Origin of the sequence: Streptomyces sp. NPDC059874 (assembly GCF_042731135.1) — a bacterium.
In the GTDB taxonomy this organism is placed as follows: domain Bacteria; phylum Actinomycetota; class Actinomycetes; order Streptomycetales; family Streptomycetaceae; genus Streptomyces.
The window spans coordinates 1-18450 of record NZ_JBHWJY010000020.1 but is presented as its reverse complement, the minus strand read 5'-3'; the positions used below and the strand labels follow the sequence as shown (position 1 = coordinate 18450).

General features: G+C 69.4%; 18 protein-coding genes and 2 pseudogenes. 8 read left to right on the top strand and 12 right to left on the bottom strand.

All coding sequences use genetic code 11. From position 1 onward, the window contains the following. Positions 1-184 precede the first annotated feature (184 nt). From ACFV9H_RS14200 to ACFV9H_RS14185, 4 genes are all read right to left on the bottom strand, one after another. Positions 185-313: a hypothetical protein gene (locus ACFV9H_RS14200; protein ID WP_385397472.1), complete on the bottom strand. Its 129-nt coding sequence runs from the start codon at positions 311-313 to the stop codon at positions 185-187. Between the two features lie 350 nt (positions 314-663). Then, on the bottom strand, positions 664-3246 hold the full coding sequence (locus ACFV9H_RS14195; protein WP_385397470.1) for a hypothetical protein: 2583 nt from the start codon (positions 3244-3246) through the stop codon (positions 664-666). A 12-nt stretch (positions 3247-3258) separates the two neighbouring features. Then, positions 3259-4836 (bottom strand): NB-ARC domain-containing protein, encoded by a 1578-nt coding sequence (locus ACFV9H_RS14190; protein WP_385397468.1) that lies wholly within the window; start codon positions 4834-4836, stop codon positions 3259-3261. A 557-nt stretch (positions 4837-5393) separates the two neighbouring features. Continuing rightward, complete coding sequence (locus ACFV9H_RS14185) at positions 5394-6047, bottom strand: hypothetical protein (protein ID WP_385397466.1); 654 nt, start codon at positions 6045-6047, stop codon at positions 5394-5396. A 589-nt stretch (positions 6048-6636) separates the two neighbouring features. Between ACFV9H_RS14185 and ACFV9H_RS14180 the strand changes: the two genes are divergently transcribed. From ACFV9H_RS14180 to ACFV9H_RS14170, 3 genes and pseudogenes are all read left to right on the top strand, one after another. Then, complete coding sequence (locus ACFV9H_RS14180) at positions 6637-6918, top strand: pyrimidine/purine nucleoside phosphorylase (protein ID WP_385397464.1); 282 nt, start codon at positions 6637-6639, stop codon at positions 6916-6918. A gap of 167 nt (positions 6919-7085) precedes the next feature. Beyond that, a pseudogene (locus ACFV9H_RS14175) lies at positions 7086-7265 on the top strand (transposase); the annotation flags it as partial. A gap of 96 nt (positions 7266-7361) precedes the next feature. Further along, complete coding sequence (locus ACFV9H_RS14170; protein ID WP_385397667.1) at positions 7362-7673, top strand: hypothetical protein; 312 nt, start codon at positions 7362-7364, stop codon at positions 7671-7673. 135 nt (positions 7674-7808) lie between these two features. On the opposite strand, the gene ACFV9H_RS14165 is transcribed toward ACFV9H_RS14170, so the two are convergent. The 4 genes from ACFV9H_RS14165 to ACFV9H_RS14150 form a co-directional block, all read right to left on the bottom strand. Further along, positions 7809-8174: a hypothetical protein gene (locus ACFV9H_RS14165; protein ID WP_385397462.1), complete on the bottom strand. Its 366-nt coding sequence runs from the start codon at positions 8172-8174 to the stop codon at positions 7809-7811. 1305 nt (positions 8175-9479) lie between these two features. Next, positions 9480-9728: a hypothetical protein gene (locus tag ACFV9H_RS14160; protein ID WP_385397460.1), complete on the bottom strand. Its 249-nt coding sequence runs from the start codon at positions 9726-9728 to the stop codon at positions 9480-9482. A gap of 230 nt (positions 9729-9958) precedes the next feature. Next, positions 9959-10594: a VOC family protein gene (locus ACFV9H_RS14155; protein WP_385397458.1), complete on the bottom strand. Its 636-nt coding sequence runs from the start codon at positions 10592-10594 to the stop codon at positions 9959-9961. A gap of 74 nt (positions 10595-10668) precedes the next feature. Next, positions 10669-10818, bottom strand: coding sequence for a hypothetical protein (locus ACFV9H_RS14150; RefSeq protein WP_385397456.1), 150 nt, complete (start codon positions 10816-10818; stop codon positions 10669-10671). A 337-nt stretch (positions 10819-11155) separates the two neighbouring features. Here ACFV9H_RS14150 and ACFV9H_RS14145 point away from each other — a divergent pair, with 337 nt between their 5' ends. Beyond that, positions 11156-12127 carry a hypothetical protein gene (locus ACFV9H_RS14145; RefSeq protein ID WP_385397454.1) on the top strand — a complete coding sequence of 324 codons (972 nt, stop codon included), beginning with the start codon at positions 11156-11158 and terminating at the stop codon, positions 12125-12127. 471 nt (positions 12128-12598) lie between these two features. Here the strand turns inward: ACFV9H_RS14145 and ACFV9H_RS14140 are convergent, their stop codons facing one another. The 3 genes from ACFV9H_RS14140 to ACFV9H_RS14130 all read right to left on the bottom strand — a co-directional run bounded on the left by ACFV9H_RS14140 (position 12599) and on the right by ACFV9H_RS14130 (position 14921). Next, on the bottom strand, positions 12599-13078 hold the full coding sequence (locus ACFV9H_RS14140; protein ID WP_385397452.1) for a hypothetical protein: 480 nt from the start codon (positions 13076-13078) through the stop codon (positions 12599-12601). 356 nt (positions 13079-13434) lie between these two features. Beyond that, on the bottom strand, positions 13435-14259 hold the full coding sequence (locus ACFV9H_RS14135; RefSeq protein WP_385397657.1) for an ATP-grasp domain-containing protein: 825 nt from the start codon (positions 14257-14259) through the stop codon (positions 13435-13437). 116 nt (positions 14260-14375) lie between these two features. Continuing rightward, complete coding sequence (locus ACFV9H_RS14130; protein WP_385397450.1) at positions 14376-14921, bottom strand: hypothetical protein; 546 nt, start codon at positions 14919-14921, stop codon at positions 14376-14378. 305 nt (positions 14922-15226) lie between these two features. Between ACFV9H_RS14130 and ACFV9H_RS14125 the strand changes: the two genes are divergently transcribed. Together ACFV9H_RS14125 and ACFV9H_RS14120 are read left to right on the top strand one after the other, a co-directional pair. Beyond that, positions 15227-15892: a hypothetical protein gene (locus ACFV9H_RS14125; RefSeq protein ID WP_385397448.1), complete on the top strand. Its 666-nt coding sequence runs from the start codon at positions 15227-15229 to the stop codon at positions 15890-15892. A gap of 449 nt (positions 15893-16341) precedes the next feature. Further along, on the top strand, positions 16342-17082 hold the full coding sequence (locus ACFV9H_RS14120; RefSeq protein WP_385397446.1) for a class I SAM-dependent DNA methyltransferase: 741 nt from the start codon (positions 16342-16344) through the stop codon (positions 17080-17082). A gap of 47 nt (positions 17083-17129) precedes the next feature. On the opposite strand, the pseudogene ACFV9H_RS14115 reads toward ACFV9H_RS14120, so the two are convergent. After that, a pseudogene (locus ACFV9H_RS14115) lies at positions 17130-17479 on the bottom strand (transposase); the annotation flags it as partial. A 206-nt stretch (positions 17480-17685) separates the two neighbouring features. Between ACFV9H_RS14115 and ACFV9H_RS14110 the strand changes: the two are divergent. Further along, the gene (locus ACFV9H_RS14110; protein ID WP_385397444.1) at positions 17686-18144 is read left to right on the top strand and encodes a transposase; all 459 of its coding nucleotides are present in this window, start codon (positions 17686-17688) and stop codon (positions 18142-18144) included. A 40-nt stretch (positions 18145-18184) separates the two neighbouring features. Continuing rightward, positions 18185-18379, top strand: coding sequence for a hypothetical protein (locus ACFV9H_RS14105; RefSeq protein ID WP_385397442.1), 195 nt, complete (start codon positions 18185-18187; stop codon positions 18377-18379). The last annotated feature ends 71 nt before the right edge of the window (positions 18380-18450 follow it).

Below are 18450 nucleotides of genomic sequence, written 5' to 3'. Positions count from 1 at the left end.
GAGCCGGCACCTGGGGAGGGCCAGGGCCGGTGGTCCTGCCACCGGTCCCGGCCCGACGCGTTCGCCTACGACACGAACACCATCCCCCTCAGCCTCCAGGGCCCCAGCCTCGACACCAACGTGAGCGAGCCGGTCAACATCGACTTGACCGGCCGAGTGCCGTGGACGACGGTGCCCGCGTCACCTACCGGACGACCGCCTCCGGCCTTGCCCTGCGCTTCAGACCGAGGTGGAAGGCGGCGGTGTCCCCGTATCCGCCGTCGGCAACGGCCGGCGGGAGGTCCACGCCCCACGACCGTGTCTCACCGACCATGTCCAGGGCCGGCTGCCACTTCTCGACCTGGCCGACGGTTCCCGTCCTCGCCGAGGCGGGCGGCCATCGGCTCGACCGACTTGCGTCCGCCGCCCGTCATCAGTCCCCGCAGGTAAACAGTCCCCGCAGGTAAACAGTCCCCACCGCCGCTGATCCGCACGCACGAACGGCTCGAACACATCTGCCGCGAAATCCTCCAGGTCACACCGGACCGCAGCCAACTCCCGCAGACGTCACATCCGATCAACGGTACAGCCGATCACCGGACACGCCACCAGCGTCTGAACCTGGCCAATCCCTACTGGCGCGGCGAGACGACCGCATCGGATCCACCCGCCCGAGCCCGCCGCTCAGCCCGCACGCTGTCGTCGCGCCACCCGGTCCACGCGTTTCTGCGCCTCCTCCAGTTCCCCGAGCCCGTGGTGAGACCGCAGGTGCAGCGCGCGGCGGTAGTGGGCCTCGGCCTCGCCCAGGCGGCCGTGCCGCTCGTGCAGGGTCCCTCGGTAGGACAGGACCACCGCCTCCTCCTCGGGGAGGCGGGTCAACAGGGCGGCGTTCAGGGCCTCTTCCAGATGTTCCTCCAGGACCGTGTCGCCGACGGTTCCGGAGTCGAGTTCGAAGCCGCACAGTTCGATCAGGCCGCGCAGCCCGTCCAGGGAGTCGTACGGAGTGTGTCGCGCGTGCAGCCGGCGCAGCACCGACACGGCGGCGGCCTGATCGCCGATGTCGTGGCCGAGTACGGTCCCCAGCGACCGGAGGGCGTCGACGAGCGATTCCGACTGGTCGTGGACGGCGGCATGGGTGGCCGCGTCGGCGAACGACACCGCGGCGAGCACCGGATCGTGCCGGCGCGCCACTCGGCCCCGGTTGAGGAGGCACCCTGTACGCAGGGCGGCGTCGCCGCGGCAGAACGCGGACCAGTACACCGCCGCCGTCAGGTTCTCCAGCGCCTCCTCCAGCCGCCCTTCCTCGGCGAGCCGGCATCCTTCGGCATTGAAGTGCAGGCACGACCCGCGGACCTCCGGCACCGGAGTCGGGTCCAGCTCGGACAGCCGGTCGCGTACGGCGGCCAGCGCGTCGGCGTCTTCCAGTTCGACCGCCAGTGCCTCGGCGGAGACCCAGGCGTCGATGCCTTCCTTCGGTGCGTCGGGGAACGACATCGTTCCCCTGTTGACCAGGGTGATCAGCCGGGAGACGCGGTAGTCGTGACAGGCCGCCAGATCCGCCGCGCTCCGGATCAGCTCCAGCGCCCTCTTCCCGTCCCCGAGTTCGGCCGCGCAGGAGGCGGCGTTGCCGAGTGCGCGCACCTCGTCGGCGTGGTCGCCGATGGCCCGGTCCAGGGCGGCGACCTCCTCGTACAGCCGGCCGGCCGTTCCGTGATCGCCCTCCCGCTGGTGCGCGTCGGCACATTCGCCCAAGGCGTGGGCGAGGCCCCTGCGGTCGTCTCGTTCCCGTAGCGATTCCGCCCGCCGACCTTGGTACTCCCGGGTCCGCTCGAAGCACCCGAGGTCGAAGGCCGCCGTACCGGCGAGGTCCAGCAGCTGCTCGTGATGCCGCGGGCTGCGTGAGCCGCCGAAGAAGCCGCCCCCGAGGCAGGAGTCCACGATCTCCTCGAAGCGCCCCCATGCCCGGGCGTCCGCGCCCCCGCCCGAGCGGACCTCCAGCTCGGCGAGCGCCGCCCGGGACTGCCGGAGGGCGTAGTCGTCGTGAAGGGAGCGGTACAGGAGGACCGGTCCGGCCCCCGCGAGCATGGGGTGCGCCTCGAAGCGTTTCTCCCCGACCACCGCCACCTGGTGCTTGTCCGCCTCGGCCAGCTCGAGGGCGCGGCGGTGGTATTCCAGGGCGGTCGCCGTGTCCCCGGCCGCAGTCGCTGCCACGGCCACGTCGGTCAGCGCCTGCCAGCGCCGGCGCGCTCCCCAGCCGGCCGCGATCTCCAGCCGTGCCCGCAGGATCCGCAGCGCCTCCTCGTGCCGCTCCGCAGCACTGCGCACCCGGCCGAGCAGGGCCAGGACGTCGTGCAGAACGGCCGTGTCGCCGCAGACCTCCGCCAGCAGCCTGGCCCGGTCGAGGTCGGCCCCTGCTGCCGACACGTCGTCGAGCAGGGCCTGCACGCCGGCCCGCTCGACCAGGGCCCCGGCCAGCTCGGCGTCGCGGCCGTCCATCTGCGCGGCCCGGAGCCGGGTGGCGGCGACATCCACGGCGTCCTTGCCCCTGCCGGCCCGGCACAGAGCCTCCAGCCCGGCCCGGAATGCGACCTTGTCCCGTACGGCGGAGACAGAAGCCATGCGCAGGCATCGCTCCAGGGCCTCAACGGCCTCGTCCACCTCGCCCCACAGCAGATGGGCCCGGCAGCTGTAGAGCAGGGTGGTCGTCTGTCCGGGCTTGTCGGCCGTCTCCGCACACAACTCCAGCGCCCGGGCCAGCAGCGGGCGCGCGTCGCTCTCGTGTCCGATCATCGCGTAGGCCAGACCGAGCCCCGCGAAGTTCTGTGCACGGGCCGTGGTGTCGTCCTCGCTGAGTGCCAGCGAGAACTCGAAGTGCGCGACGGCCCGAACGTAGTCCTCGCGGTCGCAGTGGGCATCGCCGAGCGAGCCTTCCAACACCGGGACGAAGCTCCCGGCGCCGAGCCGGTTCGCGGCCTGCAGGGCGGTGTCGAGCAACTCCAGCCGGTGCTCGGGGGACTGCCGTACGGTCCAGACCACCAGGGGTGGTCCGACGGCCAACAGGATGCAGAGCCGGGCGGCCCGGTCATCGGTCGCGGCGTTCTCGATGATCCAGGGATACGCCTGGAGCAGCCGCGGCAGTACCAGTTCGTCCAGCCTCGCCGTGTCCTGCCTGTCCTCCCCGACGAGCGACTGCGACAGCTCGACGAACTCCTCGACCCGCACCTCGGCCTGGGTGATCCTGCTGTTGTACACGTGGTCGAAGCTCACAGGGCCTCCAGCTCAGAGGTTTCCGAGGTTCCCCAGCAGCCAGCGCGCGTAGAGCGCCAGGACTGCGTGCAGCCGGTAGGTCTCGGGACCCACCGTCTCCAGGAGCCCGCGCGCAACCAGCGTGCGCACCGTCTCCTCGGGCCGAGGCTTGTCGGCGCCGATGTCCGGCGCCGGAATGGCGGCCCATTCGCGGGCCGCCTGGTCCAGGGTGAAGATGCGGGGTTTGCCGTCGAAGGAGCCGAGGTAGGCGAAGCGCAGCCGACTCACGGGATCGAGGACGGACACGCTGCGGGAAAAGACGGCGGCCACGGTGGGGCTGGTGTCGTCGACCAGGCCGGCCAGGTCCGGTGGCGGGGCCTCTGACAGCAGCTGGGCGTCTCGCCCGAGGGCGGCGATGAGCGACTGGACGGACAGCCCTGACTCGAGGTGGGCCGCGAGGAGGGTGGCGGCGACGTTGAGTGCCAGCGGCAGCCCGTCGAGCCGTTCGACGAGTGCGCGCACGGCCTCGGGATGGGCGGCGGCGACCTCCGGAGCCTGTAGCTCGATCAGAGTGAAGGAGGCCTGCGAGGTCAGCACCTTCAGGGGGTACACCTGGTGCCGTCCCGAAGCCACGGCAGCGGCCACGGCCGGCTGGCGCGTGGTCACCACGTGGGCACAGTGCCGGCCGCCCACCAGAAACGGGGCGGCCTCGGCCGCTGCGAAGACGTCGTCGACGATCAGCAGCATGCGGCGATGGCGCAGCACCGCGGACAACCGGGACGAGAGGTAGGCGGCGGGCCAGGCCGGATCCGGCTCCTGGTCCAGCGCCCGCACCCATCGGGCGAGTTCGGCGCGGGTCTGCTCCTTCGCCCCCAACCCGAGGTTGGCCCAAAGGATGCCGTGCGGGAAGGCCCGGCCCATCTCCTCGTCGTGGGCCAGGTGGGCCGCCATGGTGCTCTTGCCCACGCCGGGCAGGCCCTGAACGGCCGTCACCACTTGAAGTCGTGGGGTGTCCCCGTCGGACGGTGGGATCAGGCGCGCGCGCAGGTGGGCGCCGTCGGCGTCCCGGCCGACGAAATGCCGCGGGGGAGGCAGTGCCAGCCCGATCACCCGGTCCCCGGCCGACACTTGCGGCAGCCGGCTCTCGAGCGTTCCGATCACCACGTAGTGGAAAAGAGCGCTGCTGGAGCGCTTCACCGCAGCCATCACCTGCGTGCGCAGCCGGGCCGTGACGTCACGGAGGAAGTCGTCCAGATCGAATCCGAGCGAGCGGAGGTCCGTGCCCTGGTCCTGGAGGAGAGCTGCCAAGTCGCCCAACTCCGGAGCCGTGCCGGCCAGTGCAGCGTCGAGCAGGCGCTCGGCCACGTCCTTGCGCGCGAGAACGGGGCTCAGCGCCGATTCCACGTGTTGGGCCCGGTCCACGAGATCGATCCGCTCGCCGGACTCCGCTCCTTCTCCGATCAGGAGCTCCGTGAGGACCTCGTGCAGCACCCCTTCGGTGATCTTGCGAAGTTCGGCGACCTCCGGTCGCCGCCACTCCTTGAGCTTGGTCAACAGCATCTGGCCTGCGAGCCGCCCGGCCATGCTGGCGATCACAGTGACGGGATCCACGCCGGTTTCCCCCTCCCACCGCCGTACTGACGCCTCCTTACCCGTCACGCCGGGGACGCACACCCCGGCCGCGTGCCGCCGCAGTACCCGGCTTCGTGAAGCTCCTTGGTGGGTTGGTTGCCGCACAACACGGCGGCCCGCACCCGCTGACTCGCCCTGCCGTACGCAGGCAACCCGTTGTCCGTGGCGGTGTACCGGTGTTCAGGTGGGTCATGCCATCCGGGCTGCGGAAGTGCTGCGAGCCCCCGTTGCTGAGGGTGGGGTCCGGCGGCCGCTGAGCAGTGGCAGGTACGCGGCTACGGGAGCGGTGTCGTAGTGGAACAGCATGACACCGTCCCAGGAGTCATCGAGGTGGAGTGCAACAGCCCGGTGTGGAATTCCCAGATCGTCTCGACGGGGTGGAGGCGTCAAACCTGGCGTTCCAGGCTTCCGCTTCGAAGGGCCCGTCGCTCAGCCCACCCGCTTCCCCGCCCCCGTCAGCAGCCGAGGGCGGAGGCCCCCTGATAGAACTCAACGTCGATGGTGGACGGGGACCCTAGATCCCGACAGATTCAAGCTCAGGAGGTGTACGGGAGGTCTCTGTGGTGGAGTTCGACCATCGTGGGCTCCGTCACCTGGTACACGGCGGTGCGCTTGATCGTCACCACGGCCGCCGGATCTGAATCACCGCGGGTGAGGTACACGACGGTTGCCTGCCTCCGAGGCGTCGACGAGACGGAGATCGACACCACGGGCGTACGGTCGCCGAGTGAGGCCGCGGCGGCCGGTACCGGAGTCCCGGCATCGTTGCGCCATGTGACGAGACCGTAGAACTTGCCCGTACCCCCGGTGGTGACCTTGATCGCTCCTACGGCATCCGCCGCCGGGTCGCCTGTCATGTCCCCGATGCCGCACTGTGGCTGCAGCTCGATCAGCACGCCGTCCCCCTCCCACCGGCCATCCCTGAGGGCGATCGTCCCCGCAGGGCCGTCGGGCAGGCGCAGCGTCGAGTTCTGCAGCTGGGCGTTTCGCAACTGATCGCAGGTCAGCGCACGCGCCGAGCCGCCGCCCGGCTCTTTCGAAGCATCCGGCGACGGCTTGGCCGATTCCTTTCCGTCACTGGTGTCCGAGCCGCCGGGCGCCTTCGACGAAGCGGACGGCTTGGGAGGTGTCGCTCCCGAGTCCTTGCCGCCATCCCCCGTGTCCTGACACCCCACCGCGGCCGATGCCACGGCGAGGGCGCCAATCAGCGACACGCCCCGTCTCGCCCAGCTCCTGCTCCTGCTCCTGCTCCTCTTCACGGCAGGTCCCCCCTTTGTTCGCTTCGCCATGCCGCGTACATGGCCGAAGACGCGCCATATCGCGCCACGGTTGCGGACAGCCGGCAGGCCGCCTCGACCACCCCCGCCCGCCACCCTCGCGCCCCTCCAAGCCCGGGTCCGCGCCCCGGATGCCGCCACCTGCCTATCTGGTGACGGTCCTCGGCAGCGGCTCCTCGGCGCGGTATTCCTGCCAGGTCCTGATGCACCTCTGACCGGCCACCGGTGTAGCGCGGGTGGGGGAATGAACGCGCCACCACCAAGCGTCTCGCCCCACTGCCGCCGTCTTGCTGTCCGCGCTCGCACTCCGTGCGACGGATTGCAGCGCCAGAAGACCACCGGCACGCTGCGACCAGGGCCGCGTCCCCGTCGGCTGCCGGATACACCTGCCCTCGAGGACGAGAGAGTGAAGTGGATACCGGTAGCCTTCCCCTCGCCGGCAATCAAGGCGCGACGAGCCGGCCATCCGTTTCCGCTCGTTCCCCAAGAGGACGCAACACACATGTTCAAGGTCAACGAATACTTCGACGGCACGGTCAAGTCGATCGCCTTCACCCAGGAGCAGGGGCCGGCAACCATCGGTGTCATGGCTCCCGGCGAGTACGAATTCGGCACGGCCGCCCCGGAGATCATGCACGTGGTCAGCGGCGCCCTGACCGTCAAGCTCCCCAACGCCGCCGATTGGGAGACCTTCTCCACCGGCAGTCATTTCAAGGTCCCGGGCAACAGCAAGTTCCAGCTGAAGGTCTCCCTCGAAACCGCCTACCTCTGCGAATACCGGTAGGTGGGAGGCAGGCGATGTTGACCAGGGGTCTGGTGGTGACAGGCGCGGCCGTCGTGGCGAGTGGTGCGGACCACCACACGATCCCGTCTCTCCTGGCTCCTGGTCGCCTAGGAGCTGTCCGGTCGATCATGTGACTGCCTGCTCATCGGGTCGTTGTTCTGCTGGGTATGGGTGGGGATCGGCGAGGTGCGTTGTCGGATGCCGACTGGGATCGGCCACGGCCGGTCCTGCCGGTGAGCAATGGTCGGTGCGGGCGGTGGCGTGACCACCGGCAGGTGATCGACGGGATTCTGCACCGCGTGCGGACCGGGGTGAGCTGGCATCATCCGCCGGAGCGGTTCGGTCCTTGGAAGACGGGCTCATGTCGCGGGACGCCCAGACAGCGGCTTGTCGGCCACATCGGCCGGCTCGACACCGGGGTGTCGCTGCTCCCCCAGGCCCCCATGCCGACCCGCGAACCGAACACCCTCGGCGTCCTGATCACCCGCATCGACCTCGCGGCGACCCAGACCGCACTCCAACAGGCCGCCTTGAAGTCGGAGTTCCAGCACAGCTCCGGCAATTCCAGCCTCAGTCTCATCGACGACTCGTGGGACTACGCCGGTGCCAGGCGCGAGGCCTGGCACGCCGACGAGCTGGATTCCCAGCGCCTGCGGGCCGCCGAGGCCCGGGCTTTCGGCGAACGCCCCGGCGCCGGCGCCGGCACCATGCTCATCCCCTGCCCGCCGCTGGGCTCGATCACCTACCCGGGCTGAGGAGGACCGCACCGGCACGGCGGCCGGTGAGGCTTCTTGGCCGGCTCCCGTCCGCCATTTCGGGCGAGGCTGGTGAGAACCGGCTACAGGGACCGCGACGCCCCCGCCGGCCGGCGGGGGCGCGGTGGCAGGTACTCAGGCTTCGGTCAGCCAGCCTTCTTCAAGACCGCCCAGAACAAACCCGTTCTCGAAGCGCACCCTGTATCTGATCTGAGCGCCGACTCCGGTGTCGAGCCCTCCGTGCCGGATGATCTGCTGACGGAGATTGTCGATCAGGCTGGCTGTGTGGCCATCGAACTGGACGCCGCGGATTCGCCGTTCGAATTCCGCGAGCCCGTCCTGGGCCACGCCGCCGGCCTCCTTTGCCGAGCCCGTGACGATGCCCTCCAATCCCTCGGCCAGGCACAGCGGACCGGGGAAGCCGATCCTGGCCGCCGTGTCGTTTGCGGTGACCTGCACATCCCTGGTCAGCTTCACCTTCGCGCCGGTCTCGTACGGCATGGGTGTACCCCCCTCGTTCGATCTTGGCCGTGATCATGGCAAGCGTAGTCGGGATGCCATGGAAGGAATGGGTGTCCGGCAAGATCAGGGGCCCCACGGCTGGCCAGGCGGGGCCCTTCGTATCGGCCTCGGCCTGCAACTTCTCGAAGATCCGCTTCCAGGTCAGGCGCGCAGGGCGCCGGGGGGTCCAGCCGTGATAGCCGAGTGCCTTCGCGATGACGGGGGCCGGGGCTTGGAGAACGAGCTGACGGATCGCGGATGACCTGCCGGCCGAGGGCGGTGACGAGGAGGGGTAGGAGTCAACGCGCCGAGCGGTGCAGGATCGGCCCGGGTCGCCGCCGGGTTCGTCTCCTCTATACGCACCCCGTCAGCCGCGTCGTCCGCCTCACCGTCGACGACGTCGTCGACGACGAGACCGCCGTCACCGTCCGGCTGGGAGACCCCCGCTGCCGGTGCCCCACGCGGGCCTACCTGCGGTCCCGCCAGCACCTGCCCCTCCCGCCAGCAGCAGGAGCTCACAGTGGCTCTTCCCCCGGCGTCAGCCCAGACGTTCGATGAACCCGGTCAGCCTGCACGTCTATCTGCGCGACATCGCCGGGTCACGCATTGGGCGCAGGCCGTGGCCGGGGGTGCTGGGGTGATCCTCCGATAGTGCGGCTGATCGGCACGATGACGGCGGACCGTCACACCGCCTGGTCGAGCGGAGCTTGGGTGTTCTCGGCCAGGAAAGTGGCAATCACGCTGGCGGCGGCGTCGACTTGTTCCTGAAGTCTGCGGCGGTCCGGTTGCTCTTGTGGAGTCGCTGCCGAAGCGTGGTGAGGTCGTGATCGCGCTGCCGTGCGAGTGCCGCTACGGGGCTGGCTTCTGTGCGGGCGTCCCATTCGGCCAGGATGCTGGTGGCCCTTCTTGGTCGGTTTGCCGTCTGTGCGTCGGGGGTGTCCCGTCAAGCGCCCCTCCATCGCCTCGCGGAGAGCTTTGCCGGTAGTGGCTGACACGGTGGTCGTAGTCATCGGCCGTCCCTTCGGATGACGAGGTCGATCTGGTGGAGTTGTTCGATGAGATGGGCTCTCGGGCGCGCGGGAGCCTGCCGGTGGCGAGCAGGTCTTGCAGCGTGGCGCGCTCGGCGGTCCAGATGGGCAGGTGGGCGGGGGCGATGACGCTGTTCGCGCATCGCGCGGGGTTGGCAGCGGTCGAGGAGGGGGCCTTGGTGGCCGTCGGGGATGACAGCGTCCTCCAGGCATTTCGCTCCGACGGGGTTGGTGTCGTCCATGGTGCAGTGGTTGCCGCCTGTCGAAGTCCAGCCGGTCAGCCCGCCGTCCACGGGCGGCGTTTGTCGGGGTTGCGCACTGCCCAGATGTGCGTGATCCGCTCGTCCGCGACATCGAACGCGTACACGGCCACGGTGACGCCCTCGTGCTCGATCACCAGCCCGGCCCGGCCGTTGACCGTGCGCTCCAGGACCGTCAGGCCGCCGGACGCCCGGACGGCGAGGTCGGTAAGGTGGCGCGCGATCCCTTCGCCGCCCTCAATCGGGTGGAGCGCGGCGGCGACCACGCCGCCGCCGTCCGCCGAGCACCGTCCGCAGGGCCGGGGTGAGGCGGGCGACCGCCGGGCCGAGGTCGGCCAAGGCGCGGGCGCCCTCGGCACCGCCCCGCGCATCGGTGCCGAGCGCCGCCTTGGCGGCAGCGAACAGCGGCCCGGTCTCTGCCCAAAGCTGAGCCCTCTGCAACACCTTTAGCCAGGAGACCCCAGCCGGCTGCCCCCGCGGGGCAGTCGGGCCCTGGTCAGATCGTGACCGGGCCGTGGGCGGTGGCGAACTCGACAGAGACCAGGCCCGGTTCCTCATCCTCGACCCAGGTGACGTCGATCCGGTCAAGGGGGTGGTCGGCCGGTTCGCCGAGGAACTCGGCGATGGAGGCGGCGTCGCCGGCGATGGAGACCCCGTGGATGGTGGTGGAGGTGCGCGGGTCAGCGCTCGGGCGCTCCTCGATGGGGACCAACCACTCAAGGAAGTAGGGCAGTTGCGGGTCCTCCAGCAGTTCCAGCAGGCCGATCTGCTTCCACCTCAGGTCGAACCCGTCGGGGCGGACACGGTGGCCCTCGGCCGAGGTCCGGCCGAGGCGGGCCTCGACCGGGGCGATGTCGTCGACGGAGACCACCCAACCGAGCCAGCCGCCGCCCTCTGCGGCGCGGCGCGCGACCGCCTGGCCGAAGGGTGCGCGGTCGGCGGCGGGGTGGTCGAGTGTGGTGACGACCTCGACGTAGGTGCCGCCGCTCAGCGGGAGAATGAAGTTGCGGGTGCCGAATCGCGGGTGCACGCCCCCGTCGACGAACCCGGCGCCGAGGGCCGATCCGATCCACTGGACGGTCGAGACGAAGCTGTCGCGGGCCACCGCATAGGACACGTGATCAAGTTGCACTGCGCCATCATCACCCGCCAACCCGTACAAATCCCGACGCCACGCCCGTCGCCCCGGCCTCGTCCGCGGTGGATTCAGCCGTGGAGCGGATCGATCACCGTCATCCCGGCGGGGGAGGCCCGGTCGAAGCCAGGCAGCCGCGCTGCCGCCTCGTCGAGGGCCACGACCCGCTCGATCAGCCGCTGCGGGGCGAGCGCTGCTGCCGCAGGATTTCGATCCGGCATGCAGCACCATGCGCACCGCGCTTCCAAGAGACAGGCTCTGGTTGGCCGAAGCGGCCTCACCCTTCTGCCTCGCCGGTCGAACCGGCCGACGCCGCGCGGAGGAAAACCAGCGCAACCAGCAGGACCATCGCCGTCTGGTGGCGCGGGGGAAGCGACTCCCACTGCCCGACTCATCTCGCGCCGAGGTTAGACGGCAAGCCGAGCTTGCCGTCTGACCTGCGCGCTTGCGCCGGGGTTTGGTGCCGACCTTGCGGTGTGCGGGTCTGGACCCGGCCAGCTGGGCATTGCTTCAACGCTGCCTGGCTCACCGGGAGGACCAGAACACCGACAATCCCACGTGATCGTCACCCGCATCACGACGACCGGCCGGGCACCGGCATCCACCGGCTATGTCAGCCACATCCTGGACCCATGCGGCATCGGACCACGGACTCTCAGGAGCACCCGCCTGGCCGACCTCGTGAACACGCTCGACCCCAAGCTCGTCGCCGCGGCCCTCGGCATGGACCCCGTTGGCATCGTGATCTACCTCGCCGACTACGTCGATCCGGGTCGCTTGACCGAGCCGAATGCACCATGGCGTCGGCGTCGGTCGACCTACTGCGGTTCCATCTGCGATGCAGATCTCTATTGGCACGCTGGGAGGTGCTGCCATCCGGAGATCAATTCGGCTGTCGGAATCGTACGGGTGCCCGATCATGGAGCGATGAGCGAGACGTCACCCCGGCAGGGCCTGGGTCTGGATGCACTGTCGGCCCTTTGGGAGCAGCGATGGCCCGCTCTGCCGGAAGGTCGTCAGATGCGGCATGTCCACCCCGATCGGTGGGTGCGCTTCCATAGCCTCCCCGGGTCAAAGCGGTACCCCGAAAGCGACGGCGAGTACGCAATCATGCTTGATCGTCATCACACCGTGTTGAACGAGTTGGGGCCGAACGACACCGAGCTGTATGTGGTCACCCGGGAATGGAACGAAGATGCCGACCCCATCGCGCGCATGCCCCAACTGCGTCAGGTCGACCCAGATGCCAGGCGCTGGAGTAGCCATGTCCACGACGATGATTTCCCGGATGACATCATCTACGAGCACGAATACGTCAGCGTCCGCCCCCGTAGCAGGCAGGCGCTGGACCCTCTGCTGAGGTTGGTCGCCGATGAGGTGATCGCGGGAGTCACGCTGGCACCGTTTGACCTTCGCTGGCTATACCACCCGTATGACGGAGGTGGAGATGTATTCGCCCCCAGCGCCAGCGTCACAGCCCTCAAGGCAGCACATCCCGACTGGCTCTCCACCCACCCGAGCGGCATGTAAGACTGCCAATTCGGCGTAGGGCGAGAGCGGACGCCGAGGCAGGTGGGGCGACCATTTCGCCCGCGCCAAACTCGAAGCCATCAGGGTCGCTCGGCGGGCCGACCAACCATCCGAGACGGCTTGAGAACAGCCGAACCTGTCGACCTTCGGCGCCACCTCGCACAGGTTCGCCGGAACATGTGCGCTTCGGAGAACGACTCGTTCGAGGCGATGGCCACGCTGTTCCTTTTCCGCCGCCGAAGTTGCAGGCTTGTTGTCACTGTCTGCGTCCCCAGCACCCCGTCCAGGCGAAGGCCCGCCCGGGCGGCCCGACAGGAAACGTGCCGCCAACACGATGGATTCGGCGTCATCGATTGGCGGGGTCGAACCTGAGTCGTCCACCAACCGGTAGAAGGTATCCCTCCCAGCGCTCGTCAGGAGCGAGGCCGTTGAGCTGTTCCGCGTAGGTTTCGCCGGAGAGCTCGAAGCCGATCAGTCCGAGCCGGAACGGAACCTCCTGGAAGATGTCGGCCCCGATGGCGGCGAGCCAGTTGTCGAGCGTGCGCCGCCATTCGAGGGATACCGCTCCGCCGTCCTGGCCGAACGGAACCCGCCGATCTTCGTGTCCACACGCGAGAGGGCGCCAACGGGCAGGTAGAACGCGAGCCAGTCCGTGCCGTCGTCCTCGCGGATGGCCAGACAGCCGCAGACGACCCGCCGGCCGCTCGGGAGTGCGACAGTCCCCCGCAGATGACCGAACTCGGCCAGCGAGGACACGGTGCAGGAAACCTCATCCTCTTCGCCGGGCTCGCGATCGCGTCTGCCATAACAGCCGTCGATGGCAGCGGCCCGCCACAGAGCCGAGAGCCCGAGCTCGAGGAGCTCATCGCTCCTGTCACCGATCTCGATCGCCAGTTCGTAGAACCCGCCGGACCAGTTCTCATCGTCGGTGAACGATGCGGGATCGTGCATGGGCGGAACTCCTCCGGCTCGTTCGAACGGGCGGCCCGTGCCGAATCGCTACGCGCACGGCACGGGCCGCCTTGCATCATCACAGAGCACCAGGACCGAAGGCCCACTCCGAACTGTCCGAACCAGCAGCCCGCCTCCGGCAAGGGGGCTCGTCATTGCCGTGACAACAGCCTGCCTAGTGACAACTACCTTGCTTCGGCTCACAAACCGTGCCGAAGCGCGATAGCTGTCACCAAGATCGGTACTGACCTGCGGGATCTGCTCAGGTGGAGCGAAGTGGTTGTCACCGGATCGGCACGGCACGGGGGACCAATCGTCGGGTCGGCACGGTTGTCGTCACTGATCACGCCGGCATTTCAGCCGGCGAGGTGAGCGTCCTCGATGTGGCAGAACCGGCGGTCTCGCTCAGCCATCTGTGTCCGCGGACCAGCTGAGCGCAGAACGACGTCCAAGGCCCGATCAGGATCGGCGGCATAGCTGTTACTGAACCACGCCATGTTCGCCTCGACCACCGCCCACTGGTCGGCGGCGCCGTGTTCAGGTGTGGCCAGGAGCCCGATGTCCACCACCACTGCGCTGGGCAGGCCACCGCCGCACGTGGCCAGGAGATCATCCGCGAACTCCAGGACAGCGTCTTCATAGCGGTGCCCGTCCAGCCGCTCGGCGTCGAGACGGCCGAAGGTGGCGTACTGCGAACCCGTGCGGACCTCGCCGTCCAGGAGGTACAGGCGAAACTCCGCCGCCCAGGTCACCACGTCGCTGATCTGTACTGGCACGTCCAGTGACAGCTCCGGCCCTGTCGGGAGGCAACCACCGCCGGCGTACACGGCGGCCGGGAAGCTCTTGTCACTCGGCGGCTTGACGAACGCCGGTCGGGACAGACAACGCGCCTCGGCCAGGGTCGCCATGGCGATGCGCCGTCCGGTGTACTCGTAGGGCAATGTGGCCAGCCAGTCGTCAGACGGCTCCAAGAGTGCGACCTCAAGGGCATCCACGACGCGTGCCGCGAAAGCGGGGCCGCCATAGTAGTGGCCACCACGCCTCCCCATGGCAGCGCCCGCACCGCCATGGGCGGGAAGTACTTCTACGTCCATCCCCCGCCGATGGGCCGACGTCGAGAGCAGCTCGGATGTCGTGGTGTATTGCGGCGCCAACGCCAGGAAACCATGCTTCGTCACGATCACTGACGATGCCACCGATTCGCCCGAACGGTCCACAGCGTTCGGGCCCACACCTCGGGACCACCCAGCCGACCAAAGGACTCACTGACGCTCGGCCTTACCCGGAGCGGTGAACATCAACCGTTGGTGTCAGGCCCTTCGATCCGGTGGCATCTACCACGACCAATCGCAGCGATCGGAGCCGAGTCGTCGATCTTGGCGACAGGAAGGCTGCCTGTGTGCGGTGCGGGCGGGGAGGAACTGCTCGGATCAGAGGTCGAATTCGATGTGGTCGATGTCGGTAAGCTCCACGAGGAGGCCAGCCACCCGGCGGCCGGGACCTGCTGCTCGGCTTCGGAGGCGCCGGCGTCCTGGCGGTGGTCATCTGGCAGAGCGTCCGCGGGGCGGTCAGGGCGTAATCGGCGAACAGTGCCTCCATGTGTGCCCGGCGGTCCCTTCCCTGTAGGGCGCGCCTGGAGGAGCTCCTGGCCGTCGATCTGCAAGACGTCGAACGCGACGAAGTAGGCGGGCGTGCGGGCCACGAGGGCGGCGCTATGGGCGCGGGCGGCCGCCCTGCGCTGCAACGCCTCGAAGGACAGGGCGCCTGCCTCGGGGTCCCACACGAGCAGCTCTCCGTCCAGGACCAGGCCGGCCGGGAGCTGCTCGACGGCGACCGCGACCAAATCGGGAAACCGGTCCTGGATCAGGGAGCGCGCCGGATCCGGAGCAGCACCCGCCCGCCTGTCTCGGTCGGGGTGAACAGCAGGGCGCGGTGCCCGTCGAACTTCTGCTCAAAAGGCGGCGCCGCCCGCCGGCACTCCCGGGCCTGGCCGCGCCTCGGTGGCCCGCGCCGGCATCGGCTCAACCGGCGGTTTCAGCGGCACCACGTGCCTCCCTCCTCAGTCGGGCCGGGCAGCCGCGCTCTTTACGTGCCCCGTGCCGTCGCGGTTACCTGGAGCGCACAAGGACGAGCCACCGGGGGGCGGGCATGGCGAGCTGGCACGGGGGATGGGCACGCGGGCTCTGGCGGACCGCAGTGGCGCTGGCCGCGCCGCCCCTTGCCGCGGCCCTGGCGTTCGGGGTGGCCTGGGAGTCGGCGTACGGGTCGGTGGGCACCTGGGGGTTCTTCCTCGGCGGGCTGCTGCTCCCGCTGGTTCTGCTCGGCTGGCACGCCGCCCTCGCCTCGCGGCGCGGAGCCTCGCTCATCGCGCTGTCCGCACTCCCTGCCGGTCTCGGCGCCATCCTGGCACTCGCCTCCGTGGGGCACAGCACGCTGGAGGACCGGGGCGTCGAGATCAGCTGCATCGTGTTGAAGGTCACCGAACACACCGAGACGGAATCCTCCATGGACGCCGACGGCCACTGGACCTCCACGACCCGGACCTCGTACGACCATCGCCTGGACTGCCCCGCGGGCGGCCCGAAGCACCTGGACATGCCCTCGCGGCTCGCGAAGGAGGGCGAGTCCCTGGCGGTGGTGCACGACCCGCAGGGCAAGGTCTCCCCGCGGGCCGCCGGGGACGTCCACGGCTGGGGCCTGCGCACCGCAGCCGAAGTCGCGGTCGGGGCGGCGGTGCTCCTCGGGCTGGCCGGCGGAATCCGGGAAGCGTACGAGAAGCGGCGCCGGAGGCCACGGCGGCCGACAGGGCGGTGAAACGCCCGCCCGAGGGCGGCACCCCTCCAGCGTTCCGCCACACCAACCCACAGGCGCGACAAACACCCCACCCATCAGACGACAACAGCCTCCACCAGCAATACGACACCCCGATACGGCCACACCCCAGCCCAGCGCTGAAAACCGATGACGCGAACCCAGTGCACATCACACGACGCCCATCGCCGAAGGCACGTGGCCGCCGGGCCCGGCGCCCTCAACAGCCGGCTACGCCTGGTACTCGTCTTCGGCAAGGCACTTAGAACTCCTAACGAAATGATCTCCAAGGTGGTTGGATCACTCCGGGACTGATGATCCAGGGTGCGGGGTGGTTCGGCCGAAGCCGCGGGAAGGCGACGACGAGTTGTGGGCGGTGGCGGTGCACGCTGCGCCGCGGAGAACGTAAACGCGTCGACAGCGCCCCACGGCACCCGGCAAAGTGGCCGTCCGTGACGAGCAGTGAACTGTGGACCCGCGCGACCGCCGACCGCTACGACGCCGAGGAGACCGAAGCGTCCTCGGCTGCCGTTCTCGGACCGACTCTCGCCTTCCTCGCCGAGCTCGCCGGAGACGGCCGGGCACTGGAGTTCGCCATCGGAACCGGACGAGTGGGAGTCCCGCTCCGGGAACGCGGCGTGCCGGTAGTGGGCATCGAACTGTCCGAGCACATGGCGGCGGTGCTGCGACGCAAGATCGACGAGGACACGCTCCCTGTAGTCATCGGGGACATGGCCACCACCGTCGTTCCCGGCGAGTTCACCCTGGTCTATCTCGTCTACAACACCATCACGAACCTGCTCACGCAGGACGAGCAGGTCGAGTGCTTCCGCAACGCCGCACGACATCTGCAGCCCGGCGGCCGATTCGTCATCGAGCTGGGCGTGCCGCCTCTGCGGTTCCTGCCACCCGGCCAGGTCGCGGTGCCGTTCGACGTCTCCGAGCAGCATCTCGGCTTCGACACCTTCGACCTGGTCGAGCAGATTCTCGTCTCGCACCACTTCACCCGCGACGGCGACGACGGCCGCTACCGCCGCGAAAACTCCCGGCACCGGTACGCCTGGCCGGCAGAGCTCGACCTGATGGCACGGATCGCTGGGCTCGAGCTGGAACGTCGCGTCGCGGACTGGGACGGGGCGCCGTTCACCCAGGACTCCGCGAAGCACATCTCCGTGTGGCGCAAGCCAGCCTGAGGTCGGCCACCGGGCTGTCAATGTAGGCCGTGCCTGTCTTGAAACTCCTATCGGGAGTTCAGGCGTCGCCAGCAGATCAGTGCGCATCCGAGGGTGAGGAAGGCTTCGTGGATGTCGTCGCGTATCTCCCAACGGATCCGCAGGCGGCGGAACCAGTGCAGGTGGGCGAATGCTCGCTCCACGACGCAGCATTGGGTGCCGAGTCCGGAGCCATGCTCGGTGCCCCGACGGGCGATCAGCGGCTTCACGCCGAGATCCCAGACGAGGCGGCGGTGTACTTGTAATGGTCGTAGCCGCGGTCGCCCGGCACCACATCCGGGCGGTGCCGGGGCCAGCCGCGCTTGCCCCGCACCGGCGGCACCGCCTGAAGCAGCGGAATCAGCTGGGTGACGTCGTTGGCAAGCAGTACCAGGAGACCCTGTTGCCGCAGTTCTACGCGTCCGTGCCCGCCCACTTCAACTCGGCTACCCGGTCGTGTGACTGACTTGCGCACGTGTACGGGAATGCGACCGACCGACCGACCGACCGTCCGGACCGGCCGCGCCGCCATCCGTCGGACATGACGGACGCTACCTGGTCGCGGGCGGGATCTCCTGGCGGGCGATGCCCGTGGACTTCCCCGCCTGGGGCCGGGTCTACGCCTTCTTCCGCAGGTGGCGCGAGCACGGGCTGACCGCCGAGTTCCACGACCGGCTCCGTGGCCGGGTCCGCGAGCGTGAGTGCCGTCTGGCCGAGCCCTCGGCGGGGATCGTCGACGCGCAGTCGGTGCGGGCCGCAGCGACGGTCCCGGCCGCCTCACGCGGCTACGACGGCGGGAAGAAGGTGCCCGGCCGCAAACGCCACATCGTCACCGACACACTCGGCCTGCTCCTGACCGTCGCGGTCACCCCCGCGAACACCGGCGACCGGGAAGCGGCCGTGGACCTGCTTCCACGGCGCGCCCGAATCCCAGGCAGCGCAATCGGCCCGCAGACCTCCGCGGCATCGTCGCACGTCGGCAGCCCGAGACGGGGCTGCACACATACGCGGAGCAAAGCGAAGCGGAGCAGGCGGGTGATGTGACCGGCAGCCGGGCACGGCGTTGTTCCGGCATGGCGACGCCGTGACCGAGACCCGCCTCAAGCTGCTGACCGAGGACGAAGGCAAGGCCGTCATGATGCCTCTTGCGGTCCTCGAAGACGAGGCACGCTCCGAGCAGGTCCGCCTCGCCGCAGGTGAGATGCGATTCCGCCTCGGCTCACGCCTCGCCGCGCCGACACACCCGGACCCCCTAACTGATCGTTTCAGAATGAGTTGAGTCGCGGGTCTTGTGCTCGGCGATCTTGGTCGGCAGGGTGTCCGGGGTGCGTGCTGATCTTGTTCCTGACG